The organism is Zobellia russellii (assembly GCF_018728565.1).
Taxonomy (GTDB): Bacteria; Bacteroidota; Bacteroidia; order Flavobacteriales; family Flavobacteriaceae; genus Zobellia; species Zobellia russellii.
The window spans coordinates 57,984-83,654 of the sequence record NZ_JACSOI010000001.1 but is presented as its reverse complement, the minus strand read 5'-3'; the positions used below and the strand labels follow the sequence as shown (position 1 = coordinate 83,654).

Annotated in this window: 24 protein-coding genes; 13 read left to right on the top strand and 11 right to left on the bottom strand. The window is 38.5% G+C overall.

What is annotated here, in order from left to right:
- The first annotated feature begins 34 nt into the window (after window positions 1–34).
- The 10 genes from H9565_RS00430 (at window position 35) to H9565_RS00385 (ending at window position 13,982) form a co-directional block, all read left to right on the top strand.
- Entirely contained in the window at window positions 35–1,492 is a 1,458-nt protein-coding gene (locus H9565_RS00430) for an arginine decarboxylase (RefSeq protein WP_215436106.1), read from the top strand.
- Window positions 1,493–1,508: 16 nt separating this feature from the next.
- Window positions 1,509–2,450, top strand: a complete 942-nt coding sequence (gene speB / locus H9565_RS00425) for an agmatinase (protein ID WP_215436104.1) — start codon at window positions 1,509–1,511, stop codon at window positions 2,448–2,450.
- Window positions 2,437–3,414, top strand: a complete 978-nt coding sequence (locus H9565_RS00420) for a deoxyhypusine synthase family protein (protein ID WP_215436101.1) — start codon at window positions 2,437–2,439, stop codon at window positions 3,412–3,414. The genes speB and H9565_RS00420 overlap by 14 nt, the downstream gene beginning before the upstream one ends.
- A complete protein-coding gene (locus tag H9565_RS00415) occupies window positions 3,411–3,740 on the top strand; it encodes a hypothetical protein (protein ID WP_215436098.1) in 330 nt (109 codons plus the stop codon). The genes H9565_RS00420 and H9565_RS00415 overlap by 4 nt, the downstream gene beginning before the upstream one ends.
- An 81-nt stretch (window positions 3,741–3,821) precedes the next feature.
- Complete coding sequence (locus H9565_RS00410; protein ID WP_215436095.1) at window positions 3,822–5,351, top strand: bifunctional GNAT family N-acetyltransferase/carbon-nitrogen hydrolase family protein; 1,530 nt, start codon at window positions 3,822–3,824, stop codon at window positions 5,349–5,351.
- A gap of 1 nt (window position 5,352) precedes the next feature.
- Window positions 5,353–6,723 (top strand): 30S ribosomal protein S6--L-glutamate ligase, encoded by a 1,371-nt coding sequence (gene rimK / locus H9565_RS00405; RefSeq protein ID WP_215436091.1) that lies wholly within the window; start codon window positions 5,353–5,355, stop codon window positions 6,721–6,723.
- 456 nt (window positions 6,724–7,179) lie between these two features.
- Window positions 7,180–7,674: a CAP domain-containing protein gene (locus H9565_RS00400; protein ID WP_215436088.1), complete on the top strand. Its 495-nt coding sequence runs from the start codon at window positions 7,180–7,182 to the stop codon at window positions 7,672–7,674.
- Window positions 7,675–8,027: 353 nt separating this feature from the next.
- A complete protein-coding gene (locus tag H9565_RS00395) occupies window positions 8,028–11,051 on the top strand; it encodes an Ig-like domain-containing protein (protein ID WP_215436085.1) in 3,024 nt (1,007 codons plus the stop codon).
- Window positions 11,052–11,093: 42 nt separating this feature from the next.
- Complete coding sequence (locus H9565_RS00390; protein ID WP_215436082.1) at window positions 11,094–12,017, top strand: PorP/SprF family type IX secretion system membrane protein; 924 nt, start codon at window positions 11,094–11,096, stop codon at window positions 12,015–12,017.
- Window positions 12,018–12,029: 12 nt separating this feature from the next.
- Window positions 12,030–13,982, top strand: a complete 1,953-nt coding sequence (locus tag H9565_RS00385) for an OmpA family protein (protein ID WP_215436079.1) — start codon at window positions 12,030–12,032, stop codon at window positions 13,980–13,982.
- 57 nt (window positions 13,983–14,039) lie between these two features.
- On the opposite strand, the gene H9565_RS00380 is transcribed toward H9565_RS00385, so the two are convergent.
- A complete protein-coding gene (locus H9565_RS00380) occupies window positions 14,040–14,978 on the bottom strand; it encodes an NAD-dependent epimerase/dehydratase family protein (protein ID WP_215436076.1) in 939 nt (312 codons plus the stop codon).
- 63 nt (window positions 14,979–15,041) lie between these two features.
- Between H9565_RS00380 and H9565_RS00375 the strand changes: the two genes are divergently transcribed.
- Window positions 15,042–15,536 (top strand): hypothetical protein, encoded by a 495-nt coding sequence (locus H9565_RS00375; RefSeq protein ID WP_215436073.1) that lies wholly within the window; start codon window positions 15,042–15,044, stop codon window positions 15,534–15,536.
- A 62-nt stretch (window positions 15,537–15,598) separates the two neighbouring features.
- On the opposite strand, the gene H9565_RS00370 is transcribed toward H9565_RS00375, so the two are convergent.
- The 5 genes from H9565_RS00370 to H9565_RS00350 all read right to left on the bottom strand — a co-directional run bounded on the left by H9565_RS00370 (window position 15,599) and on the right by H9565_RS00350 (window position 21,499).
- Window positions 15,599–16,900 carry an esterase-like activity of phytase family protein gene (locus H9565_RS00370; RefSeq protein ID WP_246560114.1) on the bottom strand — a complete coding sequence of 434 codons (1,302 nt, stop codon included), beginning with the start codon at window positions 16,898–16,900 and terminating at the stop codon, window positions 15,599–15,601.
- A gap of 162 nt (window positions 16,901–17,062) precedes the next feature.
- A complete protein-coding gene (locus tag H9565_RS00365; protein WP_215436071.1) occupies window positions 17,063–17,773 on the bottom strand; it encodes a hypothetical protein in 711 nt (236 codons plus the stop codon).
- A gap of 155 nt (window positions 17,774–17,928) precedes the next feature.
- Entirely contained in the window at window positions 17,929–18,300 is a 372-nt protein-coding gene (locus tag H9565_RS00360; protein WP_215436070.1) for a hypothetical protein, read from the bottom strand.
- A 117-nt stretch (window positions 18,301–18,417) separates the two neighbouring features.
- Window positions 18,418–19,221: an SDR family oxidoreductase gene (locus H9565_RS00355; protein ID WP_215436069.1), complete on the bottom strand. Its 804-nt coding sequence runs from the start codon at window positions 19,219–19,221 to the stop codon at window positions 18,418–18,420.
- The gene (locus H9565_RS00350) at window positions 19,214–21,499 is read right to left on the bottom strand and encodes a M28 family peptidase (protein ID WP_215436067.1); all 2,286 of its coding nucleotides are present in this window, start codon (window positions 21,497–21,499) and stop codon (window positions 19,214–19,216) included. Before H9565_RS00350 ends, H9565_RS00355 begins: the two co-directional genes overlap by 8 nt.
- 206 nt (window positions 21,500–21,705) lie before the next feature.
- Here H9565_RS00350 and H9565_RS00345 point away from each other — a divergent pair, with 206 nt between their 5' ends.
- Entirely contained in the window at window positions 21,706–22,173 is a 468-nt protein-coding gene (locus tag H9565_RS00345) for a CBS domain-containing protein (protein WP_215436065.1), read from the top strand.
- A gap of 92 nt (window positions 22,174–22,265) precedes the next feature.
- Here the strand turns inward: H9565_RS00345 and H9565_RS00340 are convergent, their stop codons facing one another.
- The 4 genes from H9565_RS00340 to H9565_RS00325 all read right to left on the bottom strand — a co-directional run bounded on the left by H9565_RS00340 (window position 22,266) and on the right by H9565_RS00325 (window position 24,047).
- Window positions 22,266–22,616 carry a hypothetical protein gene (locus H9565_RS00340; RefSeq protein ID WP_215436062.1) on the bottom strand — a complete coding sequence of 117 codons (351 nt, stop codon included), beginning with the start codon at window positions 22,614–22,616 and terminating at the stop codon, window positions 22,266–22,268.
- A gap of 4 nt (window positions 22,617–22,620) precedes the next feature.
- Window positions 22,621–23,109, bottom strand: coding sequence for a DUF6265 family protein (locus tag H9565_RS00335; RefSeq protein ID WP_215436058.1), 489 nt, complete (start codon window positions 23,107–23,109; stop codon window positions 22,621–22,623).
- Window positions 23,110–23,171: 62 nt separating this feature from the next.
- Window positions 23,172–23,747: a pentapeptide repeat-containing protein gene (locus H9565_RS00330; protein ID WP_215436051.1), complete on the bottom strand. Its 576-nt coding sequence runs from the start codon at window positions 23,745–23,747 to the stop codon at window positions 23,172–23,174.
- Window positions 23,748–23,834: 87 nt separating this feature from the next.
- Window positions 23,835–24,047 carry a hypervirulence associated TUDOR domain-containing protein gene (locus H9565_RS00325; protein WP_215436048.1) on the bottom strand — a complete coding sequence of 71 codons (213 nt, stop codon included), beginning with the start codon at window positions 24,045–24,047 and terminating at the stop codon, window positions 23,835–23,837.
- Between the two features lie 409 nt (window positions 24,048–24,456).
- Here H9565_RS00325 and H9565_RS00320 point away from each other — a divergent pair, with 409 nt between their 5' ends.
- Entirely contained in the window at window positions 24,457–24,996 is a 540-nt protein-coding gene (locus tag H9565_RS00320) for an alpha-ketoglutarate decarboxylase (RefSeq protein ID WP_215436047.1), read from the top strand.
- A 16-nt stretch (window positions 24,997–25,012) separates the two neighbouring features.
- Here the strand turns inward: H9565_RS00320 and H9565_RS00315 are convergent, their stop codons facing one another.
- Window positions 25,013–25,630, bottom strand: a complete 618-nt coding sequence (locus H9565_RS00315; protein ID WP_215436045.1) for a chloramphenicol acetyltransferase — start codon at window positions 25,628–25,630, stop codon at window positions 25,013–25,015.
- Between the last annotated feature and the right edge of the window lie 41 nt (window positions 25,631–25,671).

Genomic DNA, 25,671 nt, shown 5'->3' with positions numbered 1-25,671 from the left:
AAAATATACCGATTTTCATTCACAAGAATTAACAATGAATAATAAATATATCGATCTAATCGATCAGACTTACTTTTTCCCTCAAGAAGAGTTTACGCTTGAGAACGAGCATTTAAAATTTCACGATATTCCGCTTAAAGAGCTGGTAGAGAAATATGGTAGCCCGTTAAAATTCACTTATTTGCCTAAGATATCTGACAATATTAATAAGGCAAAAAACTGGTTTGCAAATTCTATTGAGAAGAACGCCTACAAGGGTAAATACCATTATTGCTACTGTACTAAAAGTTCGCATTTTCAACATATTCTACACGAGGCTTTAAAGAACGATATCCATATTGAAACGTCTTCCGCTTTTGATATTAATATTGTAGAGCAGTTAAAAAGGGATGGTAAATTAAAGGACAATGCCTATGTAATCTGTAACGGTTTTAAACGTGAGCAGTACATAGAAAATATTGCTAGACTTATTAATAACGGTCATAGGAACTGTATACCCATTATTGATAATTATGAGGAGATTGACCTGCTGTCCGAAGTAATTGATGATACCTACAAAATAGGCATCCGTATAGCTTCTGAGGAAGAACCAAAATTTGAGTTCTATACCTCTAGACTGGGCATCGGCTATAAGAATATTGTACCCTTTTACGAGAACCAGATTAAGGATAATGAAAAGGTAGAGCTAAAAATGCTTCACTTTTTTATAAACACCGGAATTCGTGATAATGCTTACTATTGGAACGAACTGCTAAAGTGTCTTAAGGTCTATACACGTCTAAAAAAGATGTGCCCGTCTTTGGATAGTTTAAATATTGGAGGTGGTTTTCCTATAAAGAACTCTTTGGCCTTTGAGTACGATTATCAATATATGATCGATGAGATTCTAAATCAGATCAATATTACATGCCAAGAGGCAGATGTACCCGTGCCTCACATTTTTACTGAGTTCGGAAGTTTTACCGTAGGCGAAAGCGGTGGTGCCATTTACGAGATTCTGTACCAAAAGCAGCAGAACGATCGTGAAAAATGGAACATGATAGATTCTTCTTTCATTACCACTTTACCGGATACTTGGGCCATTAACAAACGTTTTATCATGTTGCCTATAAACCGCTGGAACGATGAGTATGAGCGTGTTTTATTGGGTGGTTTAACGTGTGATAGCGATGATTATTACAATAGCGAACAAAACATGAACGCCATTTATCTACCTAAATACAGGCGGGACAAGCCCTTGTATATAGGGTTCTTTAACACTGGGGCTTACCAAGAGACCATTGGTGGTTACGGCGGGTTACAGCATTGTTTGATTCCGCAACCCAAACACATATTGATAGATAAGGATGCCAATGGCAACTTTATCTATGAACAGTTCAGTCCGCAACAAAAAGCAGAAGACTTGCTTAGTATATTGGGTTACGAAACCGAAAAAACCGCTAAGAACGGTAGTGTTAAGACCATTTCACAAAAAATTACATCAAACCTATAAACTTCATTTAATCAAGATGAGCACAACAAAGAATTATGCGGGAATTCCCGATAAATTCGCACAATTAGAGACGGCCAAGGTAGTTTTAATACCTGTGCCTTACGATGGAACAAGTACTTGGGGAAAAGGAGCCGATAAAGGCCCTCAAGCATTTTTAGAAGCTTCTGAGAATATGGAGCTGTATGATATTGAGACCAATACAGAGGTTTATGAGCAGGGTATTCATTTAGCCGAAGCCATTACGGAAAACAGTTCTCCAGAAGCTGTGGTAAACGCTGTGCACAAGAGAACCAAAAAATACATTAAACGCAACAAGTTCGTTACCCTTTTTGGAGGAGAGCATTCTATTTCAATAGGTACAATACGAGCATTTAACGAGTGTTTTGATAATTTAACCGTTTTGCAGATAGATGCCCACGCAGACTTACGTGAGTCTTATGGGGGTACAAAGTATAACCATGCTTGTGCGGTACATGAAGCTAGCCAGACCACGAATTTAATTCAGGTGGGTATCCGTTCTATGGATGCCATTGAGAAAACATTCATGGATGAGGAAAAAACGTTCTTCGCACATGACATGGCCCAAGATGAATACTGGATGGACAAGGTTATTGAAGCAATGACCGATAATGTTCTAATTACTTTTGATCTTGATGCGTTTGACCCTTCCATTATGCCGTCTACCGGTACTCCGGAACCAGGCGGTTTGTTTTGGTATGAAACATTGGAGTTCTTAAAACAGGTGTTTGAGGAAAAGAATGTGGTAGGTTTTGATATTGTTGAACTTTGCCCTAACCCAGCCGAAAAATCTTCGGATTTCCTTGCCGCAAAATTGTATTATAAAATGCTTAGCTATAAATTTATGGGTGAGGCGGTAGATGATGAATATGATAACACCTATGATGTTGATAGCAAATCTGGCAATAACGGTTTAAAATTTGAAGATGACGAAGACTAAGGGAGCAATCTCAGAATTTATAGAAAAATACTATTTGCACTTTAATGCGGCTGCTTTGGTAGACGCAGCTAAAGGGTACGAAGCTCAACTGGAGCAAGGCTCAAAGATGCTCGTTTCTTTGGCAGGTGCTATGAGTACCGCAGAATTAGGTAAAATATTTGCCGAAATGATCCGTCAGGACAAGGTGCAAATTATATCATGTACCGGTGCCAATCTTGAAGAGGATATCATGAATCTGGTAGCACACTCACATTACAAGCGTGTACCTAATTATAGAGATCTAACTCCAAAAGAGGAATGGGAATTATTGGAAAAGGGCCTGAACCGCGTAACGGATACTTGTATCCCGGAAGAGGAAGCTTTCAGAAGGTTGCAAGAGCATATTGTTAAGATTTGGAAAGATGCAGAAGCTAAAGGGGAACGCTACTTACCGCATGAATATATGTACAAAATGTTGCTTTCCGGTGTTCTTGAAGAGCATTATGAGATTGATTTAAAAGATTCATGGATGTACGCTGCCGCGGAGAAAAACCTACCTATTGTTTGTCCAGGTTGGGAAGACAGTACTATGGGTAACATCTTTGCATCATACGTGCTAAAAGGCGAATTGAAGGCAAATACCGTAAAATCAGGAATTGAGTACATGACCTTTTTGGCAGATTGGTACACTGACAATTCCGAAAACGGAATCGGGTTTTTCCAAATTGGAGGTGGTATAGCAGGAGATTTTCCTATTTGCGTAGTGCCTATGCTTTATCAAGATATGGAAAGAACGGATACACCTTTCTGGAGCTATTTCTGCCAGATTAGTGATTCTACAACAAGTTATGGGTCGTACTCCGGTGCGGTTCCCAATGAAAAAATCACTTGGGGTAAATTAGATATAGATACCCCTAAGTTTATTATTGAGAGCGATGCAACCATTGTTGCGCCATTAATTTTTGCTTATCTTCTTGACCTATGAGTAACAGAAAAGAAAATACAAATTTAAAGCGCGTTATAGTAGACTTTAAAAAGTTGACGCCTGAAGTCCTTAAGCTGTTGGTAGAAGCATATCCAGATGGGTATGATGATAGAAATATAATATCGTTCAAAAATGCCAGTGGAGAGCGTATTGAGGCGGTTGAGGTTTTAACGGAGGATACTAAGTATTTGGTTAAGATCAGTGCCAAGCTTGAGTATACGATGGAGAATTATGATGAGGATGATTATGAAGATTTTGATGATGATGATCCAGAAGCGGTAGTGGAGCCTGACCCAGAAGACATGGCTCAAGACGATGAAGACTAATATCGTTAATAGGTTTATGAACCCCCTTGTTCTATTCCAAGGTTTTGTTGATAGAGATAGTAATTATATAATGTCCGTTCAATGAAAATAGAAGAAATAGAGAATATAGAGTTAAAGTTTTTGGACCTTGATGATTATCAAGAGCTTAAAACTGCAATGATATCCGCATATACCAATATGCCCGGCTCATACTGGAAAGAGAAGCACATTAAATCGCTGATCGATAAATTTCCGGAAGGTCAGGTTGTTATAAAAATTAATGGACAGTTGGCCGGTGTGGCCCTGTCCATTATTGTAGACTATGATAATTTTGATGATGAGCATACCTATGATCAGATTACGGGTAACTATACTTTTGCCACACATGAAGACAATGGTGATGTTCTTTACGGAATAGAGGTTTTTATAAAGCCGCAGTTTCGTGGACTTAGGTTAGGGCGTAGATTATATGACTATCGTAAGGAACTGTGCGAAAAACTCAATCTTAAGAGCATAGCTTTTGGAGGTAGAATGCCCAATTACCATAAATATAAAGATGAGCTTACTCCAAAAGAATATATTGCCAAGGTACGTAGAAAGGAAATTGCAGATCCGGTACTAAATTTCCAGATCAGTAATGATTTTCATCCAGCCAAGGTTATGAAAGGCTATTTGGAAGGAGATAAGGCATCCAGTGATTTTGCCATTTTAATGGAATGGGACAATATTTATTATCAAAAGCCTTCCAAAAAAGCATCGGCAAAGAAAACTGTTATTCGTCTTGGGCTTATCCAGTGGCAGATGCGTCCGTATAAAGATTTAGAGGAATTATTACAGCAGGCAGAGTATTTTATTGATGCCGTTTCTGGCTATAGGTCGGATTTTGCGCTGTTCCCCGAGTTTTTCAATGCACCTTTAATGGCCAAGGATAACCATTTGTCCACACCTGATGCCATTAGGGAGTTGGCAAAACATACCGGTGCTATAGTAAAGAAGTTCTCGGAATTTTCCATTTCGTACAACATCAATATCATTACAGGAAGTATGCCCGAAATGATTGATGGCCGCTTGTACAACGTTGGTTACTTGTGCAGACGTGATGGGAGTATGGAGCGCTATGAAAAGTTACACGTAACTCCAGATGAAGCCAAAGTTTGGGGTATGCAAGGGGGTAACCAGTTAAAGGCTTTTGATACGGATTGTGGAAAAATCGGAATTTTAATCTGTTATGATTCGGAATTTCCGGAGTTAAGCCGTTTATTGGCCGAAGAGGGAATGGATATTTTGTTCGTTCCGTTTTTAACGGATACCCAGAACGGATACTCAAGAGTGCGGCACTGTGCGCAGGCAAGAGCAATAGAAAACGAGTGCTATGTAGCTATTGCAGGTAGCGTAGGCAACTTGCCCAATGTTCAGAATATGGACATACAGTTTGCTCAATCCATGGTATTTACACCTTGTGATTTTTCATTCCCAACAAATGGAATAAAAGCAGAGGCCACTCCTAATACCGAAATGATTTTGATTGCTGATGTAGATATAGATTTACTTCGCGAACTCAATCAATTTGGAGCCGTACGCAATTTAAAAGATAGGAGAAAAGATATTTTTGAACTTAGAAAAAAAGTATAGTTTGACTGATTTAAAGATTATAGGTAGTGAAGAATGGTGTGTGTTTGAAAACTTGGGTATTCCTGCCATTAAGGCAAGGGTAGATTCAGGGGCAAAAACATCGTCAATACAAGCAACCAACCTCAAGATAATTATGAAGGGTACTCAAGAATGGGTAAAGTTCGAGGTAAGCCCTTTGCAAGAGAACCGGAGTATAGCTATTCCTTGTCAGGCCAGATTGGTGGACCGTAGGATGGTTAAGAGTTCTTCCGGTATCTCCGAAGAGCGTTTGGTGGTACGCACACCTGTAACCATAGGAGAGGATACTTTTGAGATTGAACTTACTTTGGCCAACCGGGATACTATGGAGTTTCGTATGCTTTTGGGTAGGGAAGCCATTAATGAAAGGTATATTGTAAATCCGGCTATAAACTATCAAGTACAGGACTTTAATGATGAGGCGGTAAACAAAATGTACGCTCCTTACTTTAAAGAAAAGTCAGGTCTTAAAATAGCTTTGTTGGCAAGCAATCCTCAGTTGTATAGCAATAAGCGCATTATAGAAGCCGCGGAAGCACGTGGCCATGAAATTGTTTTTCTTAATGTAGAGCATGCTTACATGAAGTTGGATGCCCGATCACCCGAAATACGGTATAGGGGAGGAAATATTCTTAACGCTTTTGATGCGGTCATCCCTAGAATAAAACCATCGGTTACCTTCTATGGTTGCGCCTTAATCAGGCAGTTTGATAATCTTGGGGTATACTGCCAGAATTCGGCGGAAGCCATTACCCAATCTAGGGACAAGCTTTTTGCCTCTCAGTTGTTCTCCAAGAACGATATTCATATTCCTATTACTGGTTTTGCAAAATCGCCAATGGATACCAAGGACCTTATTAAAATGGTTAACGGTGCCCCGTTGATCATAAAGTTGTTGGAAAGCACACAAGGTAAAGGAGTGGTGCTTGCCGAGACCAATAAGGCGGCGGAGAGTGTTATAAACGCCTTTAAAAGTGTAAACACTAATATCTTGGTGCAAGAGTTCATTAAAGAGGCCAATGGGCAGGATATTCGCTGTTTCGTAGTAAACGGAAAAGTGGTAGCTTCCATGCAACGTCAGGCAGAGAAAGGAGAGTTTAGGGCTAACATTCACCAAGGAGGAAAAGCCTCTATTATTAAAATTACATCGGAAGAGCGTAAACTTGCTCAAAAAGCAGCCAAGGTTTTGAACCTTGCCGTTGCGGGTGTGGATATTATCCGTTCAAACAAAGGACCATTATTGTTGGAAGTTAATTCTTCTCCGGGTCTTGAAGGTATTGAGAATGCTACCGGTAAGGATATAGCCAATGAAATGATTGTGGCTATTGAAAAGAAGCTGAGGTTTAGTATGTAGCGTTCTAATAGTTCAAAAAACAACCTTTTTATAAATGCGATTGTCTCTAGATTATGTAGATGTCAATCGCATTTTATATTTACGATAGACAGCAGAGTGAAATTTGCATCTATTGGCGGTTTCGTGATTTCAAGAGACTTTCTTTCCTATAAGTTTAAAATGCGCTATTTTTTTGTCTAATGCGCTTTTCATCCTCATTTCCTAATACTTCGTCGGGTTTGCTAAAATTAGCCTATCGGTCAAGTAATTTCTTTTTACGATTAAGTGTTAAATCATCGGCGTAGCACATGTTTTTTCCGATATAAAACACACTTTATTTGAGTGTAACTATTTGATTAGTAGTTTTTTACACTTTAACGAGTAAAACGTACCACTTAAGAGAATTTCGTCAAGTATCCTGCAATGTGCCGTTCATAAATAGAGGAAACGAATTACAAAAATTAATTCTCTTAAGTTATGATCAGATTCAATATTTTACTTCTTATCGCTCTTGCAACTTTAATGACTTCATGTTCTACTTCTACTACAGAAGAGGATGAATTGTACAAGGTGGTTGCAACAACAAATGAAGAAGTAGAAATATCTATTATAGAGCAGGAGGTTATTGATGTTGTTAACGAGTATAGAGTTTCTGTTGGTTTAAACGAAGTAGAGTTTAACAGTGTGGCATATGGTTACGCAAATGCACACAACGAGTATATGATTTCCGAAGGAGTTATCAGTCATGATAATTTTGATAAAAGGGCTTCTAAATTATCAGTAGAAGCTAATGCGGATTTTGTTTCTGAGAACTTAGGTATGGATTTTACAAATGCTGATGATATTATTGAAGCGTGGAAAAATAGCCCAACACATAAGAAAGTAATGGAAGGTGATTTTAATTATACAGCGGTTAGTGTTACTGCAGATGAGAATGGTATTCTTTATTTTACACAGTTGTTTTTTAAATAGAACAAGAGAGTTGAATTAATCTTTAGTTACCTTATAATATAAGGCCTCCTATTTCGCATGAAGTAGGGGGCTTTTTTTATGCATTAATTATGGGGAAATCATATTGTCCTTTTTATTAGCATTGAATAGTATTGAGGCTATTCTCTTTACAAACATTGTAAAGTGTTGTTTATCAGTAAATAAAATATTTGTAGGTTTTGGAACTCGATAAATGACACTTTTAAACTACATTTTATCGATAAGAAATCCTTTCATCGAATAAATACGCATTTCACCGAGGGTATATAATAGCATAAACAATAATGTTTCTCGTATTTGAGTTTTTTATAAGACTTAACCTACACAGTTTGCCTATGATACGTAAAACTACGCTGAAGCAAAACTTTTTAATCTGGCTATTTTTTGTTTGTTCGGTCTCCTATGCACAGGATAGGGTTTATGCCGACGCCATTTCAAACCAAAGTTCAGTTACCCAACCAAATAACGCCATAGATTCGGATTTAGCAACCAATGCAATTGTACGGGCCGGTTCCGGAATTGTATTGGGTATTGGTAATTATAACGGTCTTTTGGAACTTAATTACCCTACTACGGTACCAGCAAACACTACCAGTTTTATAAAAATTGCTACTGAAGATGATATACTATCCAGTCTATTGGGTGGTAGCCTAGGTGGTCTACTTTCTGATATTGTTGGAACATTACTTGTTGGTAATCAAGAATTTTCTGTAGAGGCGTTCAATATTGATGATAGTGTACTTCAGACTAATTCAGGACTTGTTAATGCGTTTTCATCAGATGAAGCGCGTGTGGTAACGGATAAGAACGGAGATTATTTTCTGGCTCTTACGCCATCTAGTCCTTATGATAGGGTTAGTATAACAAATAGTGTTGGGTCCTTAATAGGACTGGGCCAAGAACGAGACCTTAATGTGTATGGGGCCTATTATGGAGAAGGAGACACTACATGTGGTGCACCTAATTATACTTCTTTTAGTGGAGAAGGCCTAACTCTAGATCTTTTAGGTTTAGGCGGGGCCGGAGTTGCTAACCCCGAGTTTGCCATAGATGGTGATGATACTACCTTTTCTGAATTAAGTTTAGGCCTTGTTGATGTTCTAGCCGGTATTGAGCAGACTTTTTATTTTGATAGTCCGGAAGATACAGGTGATAATTATTATATAAAGATGGCAATGAACCCGTCTTTGCTACAATTGGGTATAGCTAATTCAATTGAAGTAATTGGTCAAGATGGCGCAGGCCAATCTATATACTCAGATAATTTATCAAGTTTATTGGATCTAGATGTATTGGGTCTGTTAGAAAGTGGCCAGGCGGCAGTAATAGGTTTTGACCCTACAACTCCTATTGATCGGGTAACTGTACGTTTATCATCCTTACTAGGTGTCAGCATTGATCAAGAACTTTCACTTTTTGATGTATTTAGGGCTCCTGCAAGACCAGTAATAACTTCTACTTCAGATGACCTAAATATCTGTGCCGGTTTTAGCACTAGCGTTGTTGCGGAAGTTGAGAACGACGATAATGTTGAGCTAAGGTGGTACGATGCAGAAGAAGACGGAAACCTACTGGCAACCTTAGATTCAGGTGAAGCATTTACTACACCAATACTTAGCTCAGATACTACCTATTATGTAGCAGCTGCGGAAATAGGTTGTCTCAAAGAATCGCCTAGAACTGAGGTCACGATAAATGTAGAGTCTGTTCCAACGGCAGGTGATATAACTGTTGTAGGAAATGAAAACCCTATTTGTTTTTCGGATAACGTGGTATTGGTTCCAACCAGTTCGGTAGATGGTACGTATTCATGGTATTTTGATGTAAACAAAACCAATGAGATTACGGACGGTCTGGTTTCTGGAGGAGTTACTTATGAAATAGATTCCAATGGTGTGTTTACCATTACAGGATTAACGGAAGCAGGTGGCCCATACATGTATTTTGTATCCGTTAAACATGATTTGGCGGGTTGTGAAAACGCTCCGGGAGATTTACAATCGGTTCAGGTTAATGTAGTTGATTTTACTAAAATCGTATCTATTGATTCCAACCCAATGATTAGCCTAGATGGTCTAATTGATATCTTTAACGGCAATAATTCGGTAAATGTAACCGGAACCGTCTCTGGTGATGTTATGGTTGGTGAAACTATATCCTTAAGTATAAACGGCAACCTTTTTGATGGTGTCGTAGCGGCAGATTCATCGTTCAGCATCCCAGTAGATGCAATTGATCTAGTTTCAGATATAGATAATACGCTTGAAGCTTTTGTACAAGGTGTTTTGTGTACCGTGTCCGAAGAAATTCCTGTAGACCTTCCAGATTTAATTGTAGATGATATTTTCCAAGTGTTTTGTGCCTCTGATTTTGCTACTGTAGCAGATTTAGAAGTGGGCCTAAACGATATTGCACTTTTTAATGACCTCACGGCAGGATTGCAGTTAAATGCTAATACACCTCTGGTTGATGGTGAGGTTTATTTTGCAGGAATTGCGGGTATACCGGCATCCGTGTTGGCTAGAGTACAGATAACGGTACAAGTAAATGATGTTCCTAGACCTACGACAAATTCTAGTAGTCAAGTCTTTTGTGAAAGTGATGGTCCTACGGTTGGGGATATTCAAGTTGATCAAACCAATGTTGTGTTTTATGATAGCCGTTTACGTGGAAACGCAATCGACCCTTCTACACCTATAGAAGATGGCCGTTGGTATTATGTAGCCGCTGTCGAAAATGGTTGCGAAAGTAGTGAGCGATTAAGAATTATGGCAAATATATTTGCTGACGGTATCTCTCCTATTACTATAACCGGCGAATCTGAGGAAATATGCCGTGGGCGTTCGTACACGTATGAAACTAATGCTGACAAAGAAGATTATGTTTGGACTGTATCTGGTGGTACCATTACGGAAGGAGGGACTTCTACAGATAACTTTGTAACTGTTCGTTGGACAGAGTTAAGTGCCACCCAAATTAGCGTTTCCTATTCAGATGATTCAATATGTAGCCCAAGTAAAATGATGTCCTTAGATGTTGAGACAATCTCTTGTGGAATGGTCCTGGGTGAAGAATTTTGTTTGAAAGTCTTCAATGAATTCACTCCTAACAATGATGGATTCAATGACTTCTTCACGGTTCAATGTATTGAAGATTACTCAAATACTATAGAAATTTATAATCGTAACGGAAACCTTGTTTATAAAATGGCAGACTACCGCAATACTTGGAACGGTCTAGCTAATGTAAAAGGTGTTTTGAACAATGGAGATCATTTACCGTCAGGAACATACTACTATTCCATTAAGATTCCTGAATTAGAGAGAAACCTTGTCGGCTGGCTTCAATTGGCTAGATAATAAGTAGTTCTTTAAACAATTCACACCAAACCTTTACCAGTTATGAAATCACTTTGCACCACTATAAAGATAGTTATGCTCTGCTATCTTGTTTTTAATATGAGCAGAATATATGGCCAACAACCGCCTCAATATACCCAATACATGTATAATACAGCGGCCTTAAATTCCGGATACTCGTCTAGAGGTATTCTAGAGGCTACGCTTTTGCATCGTTCGCAATGGGTTGGTATAGATGGAGCCCCAGAGACACAATCCTTTTCTGTTCAGGGTAGATTGCGAGAAAGAGTAGGAGTAGGTCTTACAGCTATCAATGATAACATTGGGGCAGCTAATAATTTAGATGTAAACGGAACCTTTTCTTATGAGATTCCTACGGGCTATTTTACAAAGTTGTCTTTGGGAATCAATGCAGGTATAGATGTTTTAAAAGTAGACTGGTCCAAAGGAAGCTACCAGGACGGACTAGACCCTATTTTTGCCGAAAACGTAAATAAATTACGACCTGTATTTGGTGCAGGAGCATACTTTCATAGTGATAGGTGGTATGTTGGGGTTTCTACGCACAACTTTTTAAATTCTCAAATCTACAATGACAATGAGATAGAGGTGACTGATCGGAAAAGTCAGTATTATGTCATGGCAGGTTATGTTATGGACCTCTCGGATAATTTAAAATTCAAGCCGGCTATTCTAACAAAACATGTGGCCGGAGCGCCTATAACCGTAGATGTGTCCGGTAATTTCTTGATAAAGGAAACCTTGGCTTTGGGTTTGGCGTACCGCTATGATGATGCGGTGAGTGCATTAGTTGGGTTGCATATTTCTAAAAGCTTCTTCTTAGGATATGCCTATGATTATTCCATAACTGGTTTAGAAAGTTATAATGATGGTTCGCATGAGATTATTCTCAAATACAACTTATTTGATGCTAAGAAAAGAGCATTGTCACCCAGATTTTTCTAAAAACCGACAACCATGAAAAAAATAATACTATACCTATTTTTGGGCGCATACCTTAGCGTTTCCGCCCAAAGCAAAGAAGAAAGGGCCAATGCCTATTTTGCCGATTTCAAATTTGATAAGGCAATTGAACTATACAGCGATCTGGTAACGGAAAAAAAGAGACCTACTTTGGAAGTTATACAACATCTTGCCGATAGTTATTTTAATATGAATAGATATCAAGAAGCTGTAAAATGGTATGAGAAGTTGTACTTGATTAAAGGCAAGAATGTTGGTGAGAGCAACATTATTAAATTGGTGCAAAGCCTTAAGGCGAGTATGAAAATAGAAAAGGCAGATCAATTGCTGAGGGATTTTTATACGGATGAAAATAGATTGAACATGATGTTGTCACAAAAAAAACATTTGGACAGCACACTTGCAGAGAAAGAGAAATACGAAACCACGAACTTGGCTTTCAATAGTAGAAAATCTGATTTTGGCCCCATGTTTTTTAATGACGGATTAATTTTTGCTTCAGCCAGGGACACCATAAAATCTAATGGGGAATTGTATCCTTGGAACAAACAGCCTTATTTGGATCTCTATATTACAAGACCTGATGACGCGAGCTATATCCCAGAAAAATATTTGGAGAATTTAGAGTCTTCTTACCATGATGCAACTTTGACGTTTTCTTGGGATGGCCAGACCGTATATTTTACAAGGAACTATCTTAAAAAGAAAAATAAGTTGAGTGCCAATGAAGATGGCCTCTCCAATATGCAGATTTTAAGGGGAACGATACGTAACAATGAGCTGGTCAATGTAACTTCATTAAGCTTTAATAGTAAAGATTACTCTTGTGGACACCCAGCATTGAGTCCGGATGGGAGACATTTATATTTTACTTCTAATATGCCCGGTGGGTTTGGCGAGACGGATATTTATGTGGTTGATCTAAACAATGATGGCGATGTGCTTTCGGACCCTATGAATTTGGGTCCGGCAATAAATACAAGGGGTAGGGAGATGTTTCCGTTCGTAAGTAATGAAGTATTGTATTTTTCTTCGGACAGCCATTATGGATTGGGAGGACTGGACATTTTTGGTTCTGTAATCTCTTCAAAAACCGAGTATTCCCTTCCGCTTAATATGGGTAAACCTTTGAACAGTAATATGGATGATTTTTCGTTCATTAGAGCAGATAAAAAGGGCAATGGTTATTTTGCTTCTAATCGGTCAGGAGGTAAGGGTGATGATGATATTTACCGCTTTGAGAAGGTGAAACCTGTAGATTGTTTGGAATATTCAGGTTATGTAATGAACAAGCAAACGGGCGAACCCATTGCAAATGCCAATGTAGAACTGAAAAATGCGGCAGATGAACTTGTTTCTGTCCATAGAACGGATGAATTGGGTTATTACAACGTAATACTTCCTTGTAATAAGAAAAATACGTTGGTTTTTTCTAAGGCAGGGTTTTCCAAAGAAATAATCGTAATTGAAACGGGAGAAAACCCGGAAGCACCTTCTAAGGATAATAAGGTATACTTAACTCCTTTTGATAGTTTGGTTGAAAAAGATGGAGATGTAGAGAAGATAAAGGTAGATCCAATATATTTTGAGTATGATAAATTTGATATAACAGTTAGGGCAGAAATAGAACTGGAAAAAGTGCTTTTTGCCATGACTAAATTCCCTGAAATCAAAATTAAAATTGAGTCACATACGGATGCTAGGGGTACGGATGACTATAATTTGGAGTTGTCCGATAATCGTGCAAAATCTACCAGACGCTACCTGATTTCAAAAGGTATTGATGCCGATAGGATTGAGAGCGCTCATGGCTATGGTGAATATCGTTTAAAAAATGAATGTGCCAATGGCGTAAAATGTAGTGCCGAAAAACATCTTGAAAACCGGAGGTCCAATTTCATCATTGTTTCCAAACAAAGTAACGAAATCCGTAATTCTAAAAAATAAACTTGGGCTTTTGGTCTAGATTTAAGTGTACGGTCAAATGTTGGAGAATTTGGTTTTCTAAGCCAAATTTTCCAACATTTCTTTTGTGGTTTTTTCTAGGTCAAATTCTGCTTTCCAGCCCCAGTCAAGTCTAGCTTCTTTATCATCAATGCTTCCGGGCCAAGAGTCCGCAATGGCTTGTCTAAAATCCGGTTCGTAAGAAATTTTAAAATCGGGAATATGTTTTTGGATGCAATTTGCCATTTGGGCAGGGGTGAAGCTCATGGCCGACAAATTGTAAGAAGAGCGCACCTTTACTTTTTCCGGTTCGGCATCCATAAGCTGTAGTGTAGCTTTAATGGCGTCCTCCATAAACATCATAGGAAGTTCCGTGTCTTCTTTTAAAAAGCAGGTATAGGTGCCTTCGGATAATGCTTTGTGGTAGATTTCTACGGCATAGTCCGTTGTGCCACCACCTGGCATTGTTTTCCAACTTATTAGTCCTGGATAACGAATGCTCCGTACATCCACACCATATTTATGAAAATAATAATCGCACCAGCGCTCGCCGGATTGTTTACTTATGCCGTACACCGTGCTGGGTTCCATAATGGTGCTTTGTAAAGTACCTTCTTTTGGAGTGTTAGGTCCAAAGACTGCGATACTGGAAGGCCAGAATATCTTATCTATTTTTTTCTCCTTTCCTAGGTTAAGTACATTAAAGAGCGAATTCATATTTAGGTTCCACGCCCGCATCGGAAATTTTTCCGCAGTTGCACTCAACATGGCTGCCATGAGGTAAACTTCGGTAATTTCATAATAGGCCACAACCTCTTCAAGAGCATCGTAATCCGTAGCGTCTAAAATCTCGAACGGACCTGAATTCATTAAACTTTCGTTTCCTTCTCTAATATCACTGGCAATTACACTTTCATTGCCATAAGTATCGCGTAAGGACAACGTTAGCTCCGTGCCTATTTGACCGCAAGCACCTATAATCAGAATCGATTTTTCCATTAATGTCTCGTTAAATGAATTGGGAATAAAGATAGCGTTTCTTAAAATTTGTACATTCGCTTTATGAAAAGAATCTTCTTCTTTGGTTTAGCGTTGTTGACCATAATGGCGTGTAAAGAACAGAAACAGGAATTGGTTGTTGAGGATACGGCAACTTATGAAATAGGTAATGAAAAATGGCCCAAGAAGCTGCCTATAAAGCCAGAAGCGCAGGCCATTTTGAAAGACTGGATAGAGTTCGCGTCTTTTGAAACCAGTTTTGACGCCTTGCAAACGGTTGCCAATAAGGAAGATTTAAGTTTAGTGATCGAAGATATGATTACGAAACAAAACCAATTGGCGGAATCTACTTACCCTAAAGAATTTGATATTCCACAAGTAAAGAGTCGCCAGAAAATATTCAAAACCTATATGCTAAAGGTTAAGGGCGATTTGTACTATAGAACGGACCCCAATGAGTCGCTTTTACAAATGATAGAAGCTTATAATGCGTTCAGGAACCAGTTTAATGTAGTGGTAAATAATAAGCTGGATACAAATTTGATTTTGGATTTCTAAATAAAAAGCGGCCTGTCTATTATAGACAGGCCGCTTAGTATAAGAATGGTATAAGGATAGGTCTATTTAAAATTTGTCTTTACCATGTAGAGTGAGCTAGCGTCTATATCTGTAGTTCCTGGCAGTATTTTTTGCTCAATAACACCGTCTCCATCATTGTCTGATACCGCAAAGTCATCATCGTTAATAAAAGCAAGGGTGTTACTGTTCATAACCCAGATGCCCTCAAGTTTATCATGGGCATAACCAAATTCCGCTACAAGGTCTACTACTAGTTCCTTTTGAACGGGAACAATTTTTGCAGCTGCCAATTCCTGAACGGTTAATTGCTCAATGGTCTTATCTCCTATCATGAGGCCGTTTTCATCTTTTGGGTTGTTGCCGCTTATATCAGTAGCCCCGTTAAGATTTATTTTGTAGATATGTTTTTGGGCCGGTCCTTCACCAGCAAATTTGCCATCGCGTTCTACCACCAAAAACTCGGTGTTGGAAATTGCGGTAATTTCTGAGTTGGAAAGATTGGCTTTTTTCTGAACGTATACATATTGCCTGGTGTAGCCCGTTTCCAAATCAAATGTTACGATGCGTGTAATATTGGACTGAATTTTTTCTGGGTTGTACATTGTAGATTGCATAATACCCACAAGGGTCTTTTCATCTGGAGTAATAGCAAGACCTTCCATTCCCCGGTTGGCACGTCTTTTGGCAAAGACAGCAGGTAATTTTCGGTCTCCCGTACCTTCATTGACACCCATTGGGGATATGCGCTCTATTTGAACCCCATTGGCCGAATAGTGTACGATGTGTGGCCCGTATTCATCGGATACCCAAAACGTACCGTCTTTTAATGCTACGATACCTTCGGAATCCAGACCAAAATCATCAAAAGGAATTGCATTTCCAGCGGCATCATAAGGTATTTCACCGGTAGCTCCCTTTCCTTCGGGATTGGGTATTCCGGTTATAGTTTTACCTCTTGGGTCTTTTAAAAGAATTTCATCAAGAAGTTCTATTTTTCCAGAAGAGGTAACGGTAAAGTGACCAATGCGCGGCGTGTATTCTGCAACAGGGAATTTCTTTCCATCCAAGTAGTTGGTATTCGGTCCACGGTCGGTAATGGCATAAAAATCGGCTTCTTCGGTAGGGTGAGCGGTAGCACCTGAGCCAAAACCGCCATTTCTAACTTCAACATCTCCGTTTATAGTGTTCAGGACCGTATGGGGCAATAGATATTGCGTGTTGGTTTTTAAAACTTCAGTAGGAGATACTGATTTGGGCGCGGGACCCTCACCAACAAAATCATCAATATAATCGCAAGAATTTAGCATGCAGAGACCTGCACCCAGGAGCACTAATTTTTTCATCTTTAAATATGGAATTTAGGGTTATATAGTTGGTGCTAAAGTTCCAATATTTAATAGGCCACATTGTTAAGTCAAAATGAAGAGATGGTTATCAAAAAAATACCGCACAATAGGAAAAACCTAAGTGCGGTATTGCAATGTTGTACAGTAAAGAGGAAAAACCTATTGCTTGTTTTTCGCTTCTTCCGCTGGGGGAGGATTTTTTCTAGACTGCAAGGCTTGTTTGCTTAAGCTTGCTAAATTAAAGTTAGGGTCTATGGCAAGAGCTTCATCTATTTTGGCTATTGCGGCATCAATATCGCCTTTATTGTTGTCATATATGGTAAGTGCCCTTAAATGAAGAAAAGCCGCTTTTAAAGGAACTTCGTAAGGTTGTTGTCTTTCATAAAAAGCATATTTCATATCATCTTTTGCGTTGGCAATACCATACTCAATATTGGCAACGGCATCAGAATTGGCTCCCGTCTGGATTTTTAGATCGGCAAGTTCGTACGCCAAATAAGGGTTTGGTGTTCTTTTAAAAAGTTCTTCAAACTGCTCTAACGCACGTTTAGGCTGGTTCAAAGCCTTTAATGAAATAGCTTTTACCTGAACGGCCATATCTGAATCCGTTGGTTCTTTCTCAATACCAATGGTGTTCAGTGCCTGCATGTGCTGGTTGTTGTTGGCATAAACGAACGCCAAGGTGTCTTTGCGCTGTTTAGACGGAGAAATAACATTAAGGTGGGTAAGAGCGCTTATTACTCCATTAACATCTCCTTGAAGTCTCATTTCATCATAAAAGGCTTCATAGTGCTTTTGCAAATCGCTTTTGGTTTGTGCGGTGGCTGAAAAACTGATGCTCAAAAGCAATACGACAATTAATTTTTTCATGTATAACTATGTTTACGATTCTATCGTTTAGGTTGCGGTTGGCAAAATTAACAATATTATCGGTATGTAGCTGTGAATAAAAGCATAATGAAAAAGGATAAATGAAAAAAGGATGCCGTTGGGCATCCTTTTTTATGTCGGTTTGGTTGTTTGTACTAGGCAACAAGTGAAATCTCGTTGTTTTGATACGATTTTAAAAGCATGGAATAAAAAGCCACGCTTTTAGGGTCTTGATCAATACATGATACTAAAAAATCATATAAGTTTCTAAACCATAGGTTGGTGTGCAACGTTGGGATAGAGAGATTTACCTTTTTAGGGTCATAATCCTTGTCATCCATAACGATGTCCATTTCAACCCTTCGTCTATGATAATCTATAGACACTTTTGCTGCATTATAATGATTTTTTAAAATCGCAATATGCAACTTTTTCATTGATGGGGGAACTTTTTGCTCGGTACAGCTTGAAGCGATCAGATTCTCGATTTCTATCAGAATCCGGCTTCTTAAACCTGAATTTTCCATGGCAAATAGTTTTAAATTACAGACCAAAGTTACTTTTAAATCGATGAAATACAGGGTATATTAACAACTATCCCGCCAGTTTGTTGTGAAATGATACCTAGCTGTGGTGAAAATGAACTACAACGATGTAGTAAACTCAAATTTCTTAACGTTTGTAAGGGTGTAGGACTGTATTTGCTTGCCTTTTACGGCTGTGGCGTTATCATAATCAGGTAACTGTAGGCCTAGTTTTTGAGCCTGTAACGTGTAATATTCCTGCTTACTTGGGTGATATGGGAAGACGGCATTAAACAGTTCTGGTGCCCAACCTTCATGAACGGACTTAAAGAGGATTCTTATACAATCGTTTAGATGAATTAGATTGATGGGGGCATTACCGTTTTTAAGGTTTTTTTTCTTTGATAACATTGTAACCGGATTCCTATTTGGCCCGATTAATCCACCGAATCGAACAACGGTAGTTTCAAATCCGGATTCGTTTTGAAACAGTTGTTCGCATTCCAAAAGTTGTTTCCCCGATTCAGTTGAGGGCTGTGGAGTAGTTTTTTCCGTAACCTCTCCATCTATAGCGCCATACACAGAAGTGCTACTTACGAATATCACTTTTTTTACGGACGAGGATTGCAGCGCAGTCCGAATCAGTTTCATTTTCTGAACGTAGTTTTCTTTGTTCTCTCCCCGTAATTTTGGAGGTACGTTTATAATAAGAACATCGGCATTGCTTAGAAATAAATTGATGTCTCCGATTATTTGGGTTTCGGAAAGTGAAATAAGGAAGGGTTGAATACCAGCAGCGGAAAGGGAGGGGAGTTTATCCGTTGATGTTGTGCTTCCGTTTATGGCATACCCATTTTCTATAAATTTTTTGGCTAACGGAAGGCCTAACCAACCGCAGCCTATAATAGCTATTGTCTTATTCAAATTTGATGGTTTTGGTAGTGATAATTGCATCGTTGAGCACAAATGGCATAGGAATGCTGTTTTCCGGTCTTTTTGGGACGCTAAAAAGCGGATGGTCCAAAAGATTGTTTGAAGCTTCTTGAAAGGTGAGTTCAAGAATACTGTCTTTGGGTATGGTTATCTCAATTTCGGTATAGGCGTTGTCCGTAATGTAATGGGTAACCAATTTGGAAGCTTTTCTACTTTCTAAATAATATGGGGAAAGCTCAAGTTGATTAATTTTTACTTTTTCAACATTCATATTTTTGGTAAAGATATCCAGTCGGTTTACATCGCGTTGTGGCGTTATGCATAACTCTATGATACGGTTATTTTCAATAATCGTATCTCTTACGGTTTCAACTTTGGGGCCATCAATTGCCTTTAGCGGAGCTTTGTCGGAACGTTTAAACAAAGTATTGTATTTACTGCTGATGAGGTGTTCGTTCAGCTTTTCGTCAATTTTATCTTCCTTTCCTAAAAAGGCCCCGTTCCATTCAATAGGTACTTGGTCGTAACTCGCCCATTGAGCCGTATTTTTATCCTCATTTAGAATGTATACGAGGCTGCTGGGTTTGCCATTTTCGGCGTCAAATCCTGAGTGTATATGGGCATACGCCATAGTACCTATAAAACCGAACAAACCTAGATAGGCCCACTTTTTTTTTTGTGTGTACATACCAAATAGAGGCAACAAAAGCACAAATGTAAGTGTAACCAACAAAGTGCAACCAATCATCATTTTTAGGCCAAGACCCACAGGAAAACCTTTAATCAACGGGGTATAGAGCCATACAGCTGGTAGGCCTAAAAATACCATTAGTAGTACATTGGGCATTTTTTGATTCTGAATCACGTACCAAGCCGCAAGAAGAGCAAATATGGGTACAATAAAGAAACTTGCGCCCGGCAAATATTTTGCTAGTATGCCACAGATAAATAACCATAATAATAGGGGTGCTACCACCAAATCTGCTGGGGCCATTTTTCTGAACTTATGGTATACCCCAAAACAAATTGCCAAGGAAAGACAGGCAAAGGCAAATATATAGGCGTAGCCATTATACGAAAAACCGTGCAGGATATCATTGTAATTTGGGTAGGCCCATTTAAGAGCGGGCCAACTAAAATATCCTATGGCTCCATTTAGGGCTATAACAAGCAACAGCGGAACAAATCCTGTTAGAGTAGCTTTAATGCTCAGTCTTTTTTTTCTGATTCCAGAGATAAAAATCAAGAGAAACAGGAAAATGGCAAGCCCTAACATGGGCCAAATCCAATCAAACGGATAAGAAATAACCCCGAACAAGGGTATGTTGAAGTACACATAGTCATTTAGACTTGGTAGTTGATCAAGTGCAATAGAACTAAAATGGACTAAAAGCGGAGCTAAATAACTGCCTTGGTGTGCCAAGGTGTTTTTATCCAAGCGCTCATAGGAATCTTGTGCTGTGTGGTAGTCAAAATGGTCGTCAATAAAAGCAAAATTGAATCCTTGAATATCCCGAGATTCCCTAAATACGGTAAGGTCCGTATCATTAGGAAGCATTTTGTAGATGCTGTAGTAAAGGGAGTTGGCCATAGGGAATTTGGGGTTGGCCTTTATAAATTCGCTCACCAGATGTTGATTGCCCCTATTGGTTTCCATAAAGGTATAACTGGGGCCTCCGCTTCCTCTGGCCTCAAAATTAAGAACCAATCCTACATCTTTGGCCCAGTTGTGTTCGTTTACAAAAAGGTCTGCCCCGTTAAGACCAAGCTCTTCCCCATCTGTAAATAAAATAATGATGTCATTTATGGGCTCTTTACCTCTGGATAAAAAGGCCCGTACACTTTCTAAAATTGTAGCAACCCCGCTGCCTGCATCGCTGGCACCTAAAGAAGAATGGGGGTGACTGTCATAATGGGACAATAGTAGCAAAGCTTTACCGTTGCCGCTCCCCTGTATCCTGGCCAAAATATTTATAGGTTTGCTCATGTTCCCCCAATCACCTACCGAATATCCACTTTGAAGCGAAGTCTCAAGTCCCATTTCTTCTAATTGGGAGATAATATAATCCTGTACCTTTTTATGTCCCGGAAAACCAATGGCATGTGGTTCTTGGGATAACGCCTTTACGTGTTCTAATGCTCGGTCTGTAGAAAAAGAGCTTTCAGGAGCGGAGATATCTTCTTCGTAAACGGGCATTGAGGTGTGAAACCCCCAATAAATGGCAAATACTAAAAGCAGAAAGGAAAGTAAGGAGGAAAATCTTTTCATAGGTTAAAGTTCTCAATTAAAAACATTAGATTCTAATAGATGATAGCTTTTCTCGTTTGTGTATTTTGAATGAAAATTAACATTATTTTTATTAATTAGGTGAGAATATGATGGGTGATTCATCGAATAATTGGATATTTCATTAAAAAATTCCTTATCTTTAGTAATTAACCTAATCTGCCGCTAGGCAATAAAAGCTAAACTATATGGGAATAAAAAGTTTTCAAGGCCCACGGGCAAAAGTAGATGTAAAGAAAGAATATGACGCGCCCATTCTAGTATCTGACTACATGACCAAAAAGTTGGTGACCTTTACACCGGACCAGTCTATTTTGGAGGTTATGGAGCAGTTTACCAAGTACAATATTTCAGGTGGACCCGTCATGGATGACAACGGTTTTTTAGTAGGAATTATTTCTGAGGCCGATTGTATGAAACAGATTTCTGAAAGTAGGTATTTTAATCAGCCTATTTTGGATAAAAGTGTAGAGAAGTTCATGACCAAGGAAGTTGAGACCATTCCTCACGATATCTCAATTTTTGATGCCGCAGGTATTTTTGACAGGCACAATAGAAGAAGGCTTCCGGTTATGAAAGACGGTATTCTAGTAGGCCAGATCAGTAGAAAGGATATTGTAGTGGCCGCACTAAAATTATCCGGGCATAGTTGGTAATGTCATTTTATCCCCAAACGCATTACTTAAAAAAATGAACATAAGATGTCTTCCTGAATAGGGAGGCATTTTTTTTATGGTAAGCGTATTAATTACTCCCGCTTTACAATCATGTAGAAGTCATTATCCAATGGCAAATAACCTAAATCATATACAAAAAAGTACACCGTGCCCTTTTTGGTGGTGTAGAGACTAGTTATAAAATCAAAATCAAACCCTTTGTCTAATAACTTGGCTTTTGGAGTAGTGGTTTTTCCATCCTTTAGCGTAAAACTATCCAGTATTCTATAGTTCTTTCGTAAGCGGTTGTTGGTATTACGAATGAGGTTGTTACTATCCTTATTGGCTTGGTTGTGATACGCATTTCGGCAATAATCTGAGCAGAATTTTTTGTCTGCTCTGCCTTTGATCTCGCTGCCACAGTCTAAACATTTTTTCTTCAACCTATTACTTTTTAAAATTGAATATGACTTCTTGAGCAGACCCATCTTCATTACCTATCTGCGCATAGATGTTAATTTCATTGTCGCTTACTTTTTCAAAAGTAAAGCCTTCAAAATATACTCGGTTTGCTTCAACTTTAACCAACTTAAAAGATTGTACATCATCTTTTTCTTCCCATCCTTTTAAATCGGCATTAAAATGTTTAAGCTCGTATACCAAGGTTTTATTAAGTTCTCGAATATGTCCCAGTTCATAAAATGAAACTTTGCCATCTGCCACCAGTTTAAAGGAGAACATCATGGAGCCTCCGGAAGGTGGTCCCCATATTTCTTCCGTAATTCCACCAAAGGCCTCGCCTGACCAATTGCCTTGCATCCATGAAATATCGGACAGCGTAGCGTTGGGCGATTTTGTATTTTCCGGTAATGTTGTGGTGTTTTGAGCTTTAATGCTCAAGGAAAGGAAAAGGAAAACAAAAAGAAATCGGTTCATGGTTTACAAGTTTAAATGTCAGTAAGATACTGATTTATCCGTTTGTAAACGCATTTGCCCGCTTAGGGTTCTATATTAAGGTTGTATTTCTTTAAGAGACCTATAATCCCGTTTTTTGAAAAGCGAGCCTTTTTAAGGTTTGTTGTTTCCGGATCTATGACATAGTTAATGGCGGTTCTAAAATCTGTGTTTTCAAGATCGGTACGTGCAAAAATAGCGGCTTGCAAATCACAATCATCAAAAAATGCACTCTTTAAAGTTGCTTCGGTAAAATCGGCCTCAATCAACTTACACGAAATAAATTGTTGCTTAAGAAGCGTTAGCCCGTAAAAAGACGAATAGTTTAAATTGCAATTGTTAAAACTAAAGTTCATTAAGAACGTATTGCAATCTTCAAATTTTAATCCCATCATTTTACAATGGGAAAATGAAATTTCGTTAAAGGTGGTATGCCTAATATTGGCATTACTTAAATTACAATCTATAAACTCACAGTCCATAAAATTCTGGTTGTCCAGATAGGCATCGGCAAAATTACATCCTTCAAAAACGCAGTTTTCATAATCTCCTTTTGCTAATTTACTGCCCGTAAAATCCTGTGATGTATAAGTCTCGTCTGTAATAAAGGGCTTGCTCATAGGAGGAAAACGAATTGGTGGAATGTTACAATTTCTTGAATGGAGTTTGCAAAATCCTAAATTAAGAAAACGCTTTCACCTAACAAATTAATCTGCACGCTCAACTTCACTTTCAAGCTTTAAGACCTTGCTCCCGTCTTCTTGTTTAATGTAGAGTGCCTTATTGTCTTTTGATCCGTTACGGGTAACTTCATTACCGTCAATTTTTCGGGTTACGGACTCCTCATAGGTGTTTTCTACTTTTCCCGTGGCGCTTCCTGAGCCCCATTTCCATTTTACTTCTGTTCCTTTTCTTATCATAGCTTTTTTGTATAAATGTTTTAAAGCAAGTAATAAAAAAGCGAACACATCTATAGAAGCAAAAAGAAAAAAACATGCCTCAATCCATAAATATTCTATAAATGATTTTTATTGGAGCCTGAATGTAACTTATCAAGTACGGATAAATTGGTGTAATTCTCTACAATTTACCGTAAATTTTAAAAAAGTAAAGAGTTTTTGTTTGATTATGTTGTATTTAAATATTTCCAAAAGTAATTATTCAGCGTAGCGAATAGTATTTCAGGAGTCTTGTCTCTAATTTTCTTTGCTTAGTGCTAGTTCTACTCGCAAAAAGAATCTAAAGGAAATGTTAAAATTAATGGCAAAAACTTTATATTTATCCCGATGGCCTAACCATTATATCTCACACATTATGAAAATATTTAAAATGAAACAACTAAGTATACAGTTTGCATTACTAATAGGAATGCTCTTTTTTTCAATAGATACATCTGCCCAGGTCACGGATATTGCCGTAAAGGACAGTATGGATGTTGTAGATAAACGCCTGAGGTTTGGCTGCGGATTTGGTTTAAGTTTTGTGGGTGGAACAAACATAGCCCTATCTCCAAATTTAATTTATAGCGTTAGCAACAAAGTAAGTATAGGTGCAGGTATTCAAGGAAGTTATACTTCTATCAAAGATTTGCAGAATACCACAACTTTTGGGGGTAATGTGCTCACGCAATATCGTCCTGTTGAGAGATTTACTATGCTCTTGGAGTTTGCTCAACTTAAGGTAAACACTAAAACAGAGGCGGTAACGGGAGACATAAAACAAGATTATTGGGACTCTGCACTGTTCATTGGCGCAGGATTGAATATTACCGATAAAATTGCTATTGGTGCAAAGTATAATGTTTTGTATGACAAAGACGAGAGTGTTTATACAAGTCCCATACTCCCTTTTGTGAATATTGTGTTTTAATAAGCAAGACTTCCGCTTACATTAATTTTTGGAGTTCTTCCATAAATTGCCCTACATGATAACCGTCTACCAAGGCATGGTGTACATGAACGGAAACGGGCATGAACAACCTGTCACCTTCAGATGTCATTTTTCCAAAGGCAAACTTGGGGCAACTGTCAGGGCGTGCATAATGCCTAGCATGGGATATGGAAGTAAAATCTATCCAAGGAATAGCAGAACAATGTATCACGTTTTCGCCGGATTCCGAAGGCATAAGTCGGTTAGAATTACGCACTTTTTCTATGGCGGGAAGCGCTAAGTCAAGAAAGTCTTCAAAGTTTTCGCGGTACTTTAAATGAGAAAAACCAAACGTACCGTTTGCCCTGTTTATGGTGGGAGAGGCGTCAGTAGTTTCGTATTCGTACAACTTGCCATCAACAATTCTATACCTAAACTGAACCGTTCTGTTTGCGGCCACCAAAGATTTATGCAGATAGGACAGGAAAAAAGAATGGCCTTTCTCTTTTGCGGTGGTGTAGGTTTGGGTGCAATCTACTTTAGCGGTTATACCATAGAAGGGTTCATCAAACTTAGAAAAGAATTCAAAATGGTCTTTTCTGTACCAAGTTTCAATGGCTATTTCTTTACGCATAATTGGTGTTTACTGAGCGGAAATATTCGGTTTGGAAAAAT

What these genes read in the sequence shown, in the direction of transcription:
- H9565_RS00430 (WP_215436106.1), top strand. Translation starts at nt 35, where the DNA reads ATGAATAATAAATATATCGATCTAATCGATCAGACTTACTTTTTCCCT.
- speB (WP_215436104.1), top strand. Translation starts at nt 1,509, where the DNA reads ATGAGCACAACAAAGAATTATGCGGGAATTCCCGATAAATTCGCACAA.
- H9565_RS00420 (WP_215436101.1), top strand. Translation starts at nt 2,437, where the DNA reads ATGACGAAGACTAAGGGAGCAATCTCAGAATTTATAGAAAAATACTAT.
- H9565_RS00415 (WP_215436098.1), top strand. Translation starts at nt 3,411, where the DNA reads ATGAGTAACAGAAAAGAAAATACAAATTTAAAGCGCGTTATAGTAGAC.
- H9565_RS00410 (WP_215436095.1), top strand. Translation starts at nt 3,822, where the DNA reads ATGAAAATAGAAGAAATAGAGAATATAGAGTTAAAGTTTTTGGACCTT.
- H9565_RS00400 (WP_215436088.1), top strand. Translation starts at nt 7,180, where the DNA reads ATGATCAGATTCAATATTTTACTTCTTATCGCTCTTGCAACTTTAATG.
- H9565_RS00395 (WP_215436085.1), top strand. Translation starts at nt 8,028, where the DNA reads ATGATACGTAAAACTACGCTGAAGCAAAACTTTTTAATCTGGCTATTT.
- H9565_RS00390 (WP_215436082.1), top strand. Translation starts at nt 11,094, where the DNA reads ATGAAATCACTTTGCACCACTATAAAGATAGTTATGCTCTGCTATCTT.
- H9565_RS00385 (WP_215436079.1), top strand. Translation starts at nt 12,030, where the DNA reads ATGAAAAAAATAATACTATACCTATTTTTGGGCGCATACCTTAGCGTT.
- H9565_RS00380 (WP_215436076.1), bottom strand. Translation starts at nt 14,978, where the DNA reads ATGGAAAAATCGATTCTGATTATAGGTGCTTGCGGTCAAATAGGCACG.
- H9565_RS00375 (WP_215436073.1), top strand. Translation starts at nt 15,042, where the DNA reads ATGAAAAGAATCTTCTTCTTTGGTTTAGCGTTGTTGACCATAATGGCG.
- H9565_RS00370 (WP_246560114.1), bottom strand. Translation starts at nt 16,900, where the DNA reads ATGAAAAAATTAGTGCTCCTGGGTGCAGGTCTCTGCATGCTAAATTCT.
- H9565_RS00365 (WP_215436071.1), bottom strand. Translation starts at nt 17,773, where the DNA reads ATGAAAAAATTAATTGTCGTATTGCTTTTGAGCATCAGTTTTTCAGCC.
- H9565_RS00360 (WP_215436070.1), bottom strand. Translation starts at nt 18,300, where the DNA reads ATGGAAAATTCAGGTTTAAGAAGCCGGATTCTGATAGAAATCGAGAAT.
- H9565_RS00350 (WP_215436067.1), bottom strand. Translation starts at nt 21,499, where the DNA reads ATGAAAAGATTTTCCTCCTTACTTTCCTTTCTGCTTTTAGTATTTGCC.
- H9565_RS00345 (WP_215436065.1), top strand. Translation starts at nt 21,706, where the DNA reads ATGGGAATAAAAAGTTTTCAAGGCCCACGGGCAAAAGTAGATGTAAAG.
- H9565_RS00335 (WP_215436058.1), bottom strand. Translation starts at nt 23,109, where the DNA reads ATGAACCGATTTCTTTTTGTTTTCCTTTTCCTTTCCTTGAGCATTAAA.
- H9565_RS00330 (WP_215436051.1), bottom strand. Translation starts at nt 23,747, where the DNA reads ATGAGCAAGCCCTTTATTACAGACGAGACTTATACATCACAGGATTTT.
- H9565_RS00325 (WP_215436048.1), bottom strand. Translation starts at nt 24,047, where the DNA reads ATGATAAGAAAAGGAACAGAAGTAAAATGGAAATGGGGCTCAGGAAGC.
- H9565_RS00320 (WP_215436047.1), top strand. Translation starts at nt 24,457, where the DNA reads ATGAAACAACTAAGTATACAGTTTGCATTACTAATAGGAATGCTCTTT.
- H9565_RS00315 (WP_215436045.1), bottom strand. Translation starts at nt 25,630, where the DNA reads ATGCGTAAAGAAATAGCCATTGAAACTTGGTACAGAAAAGACCATTTT.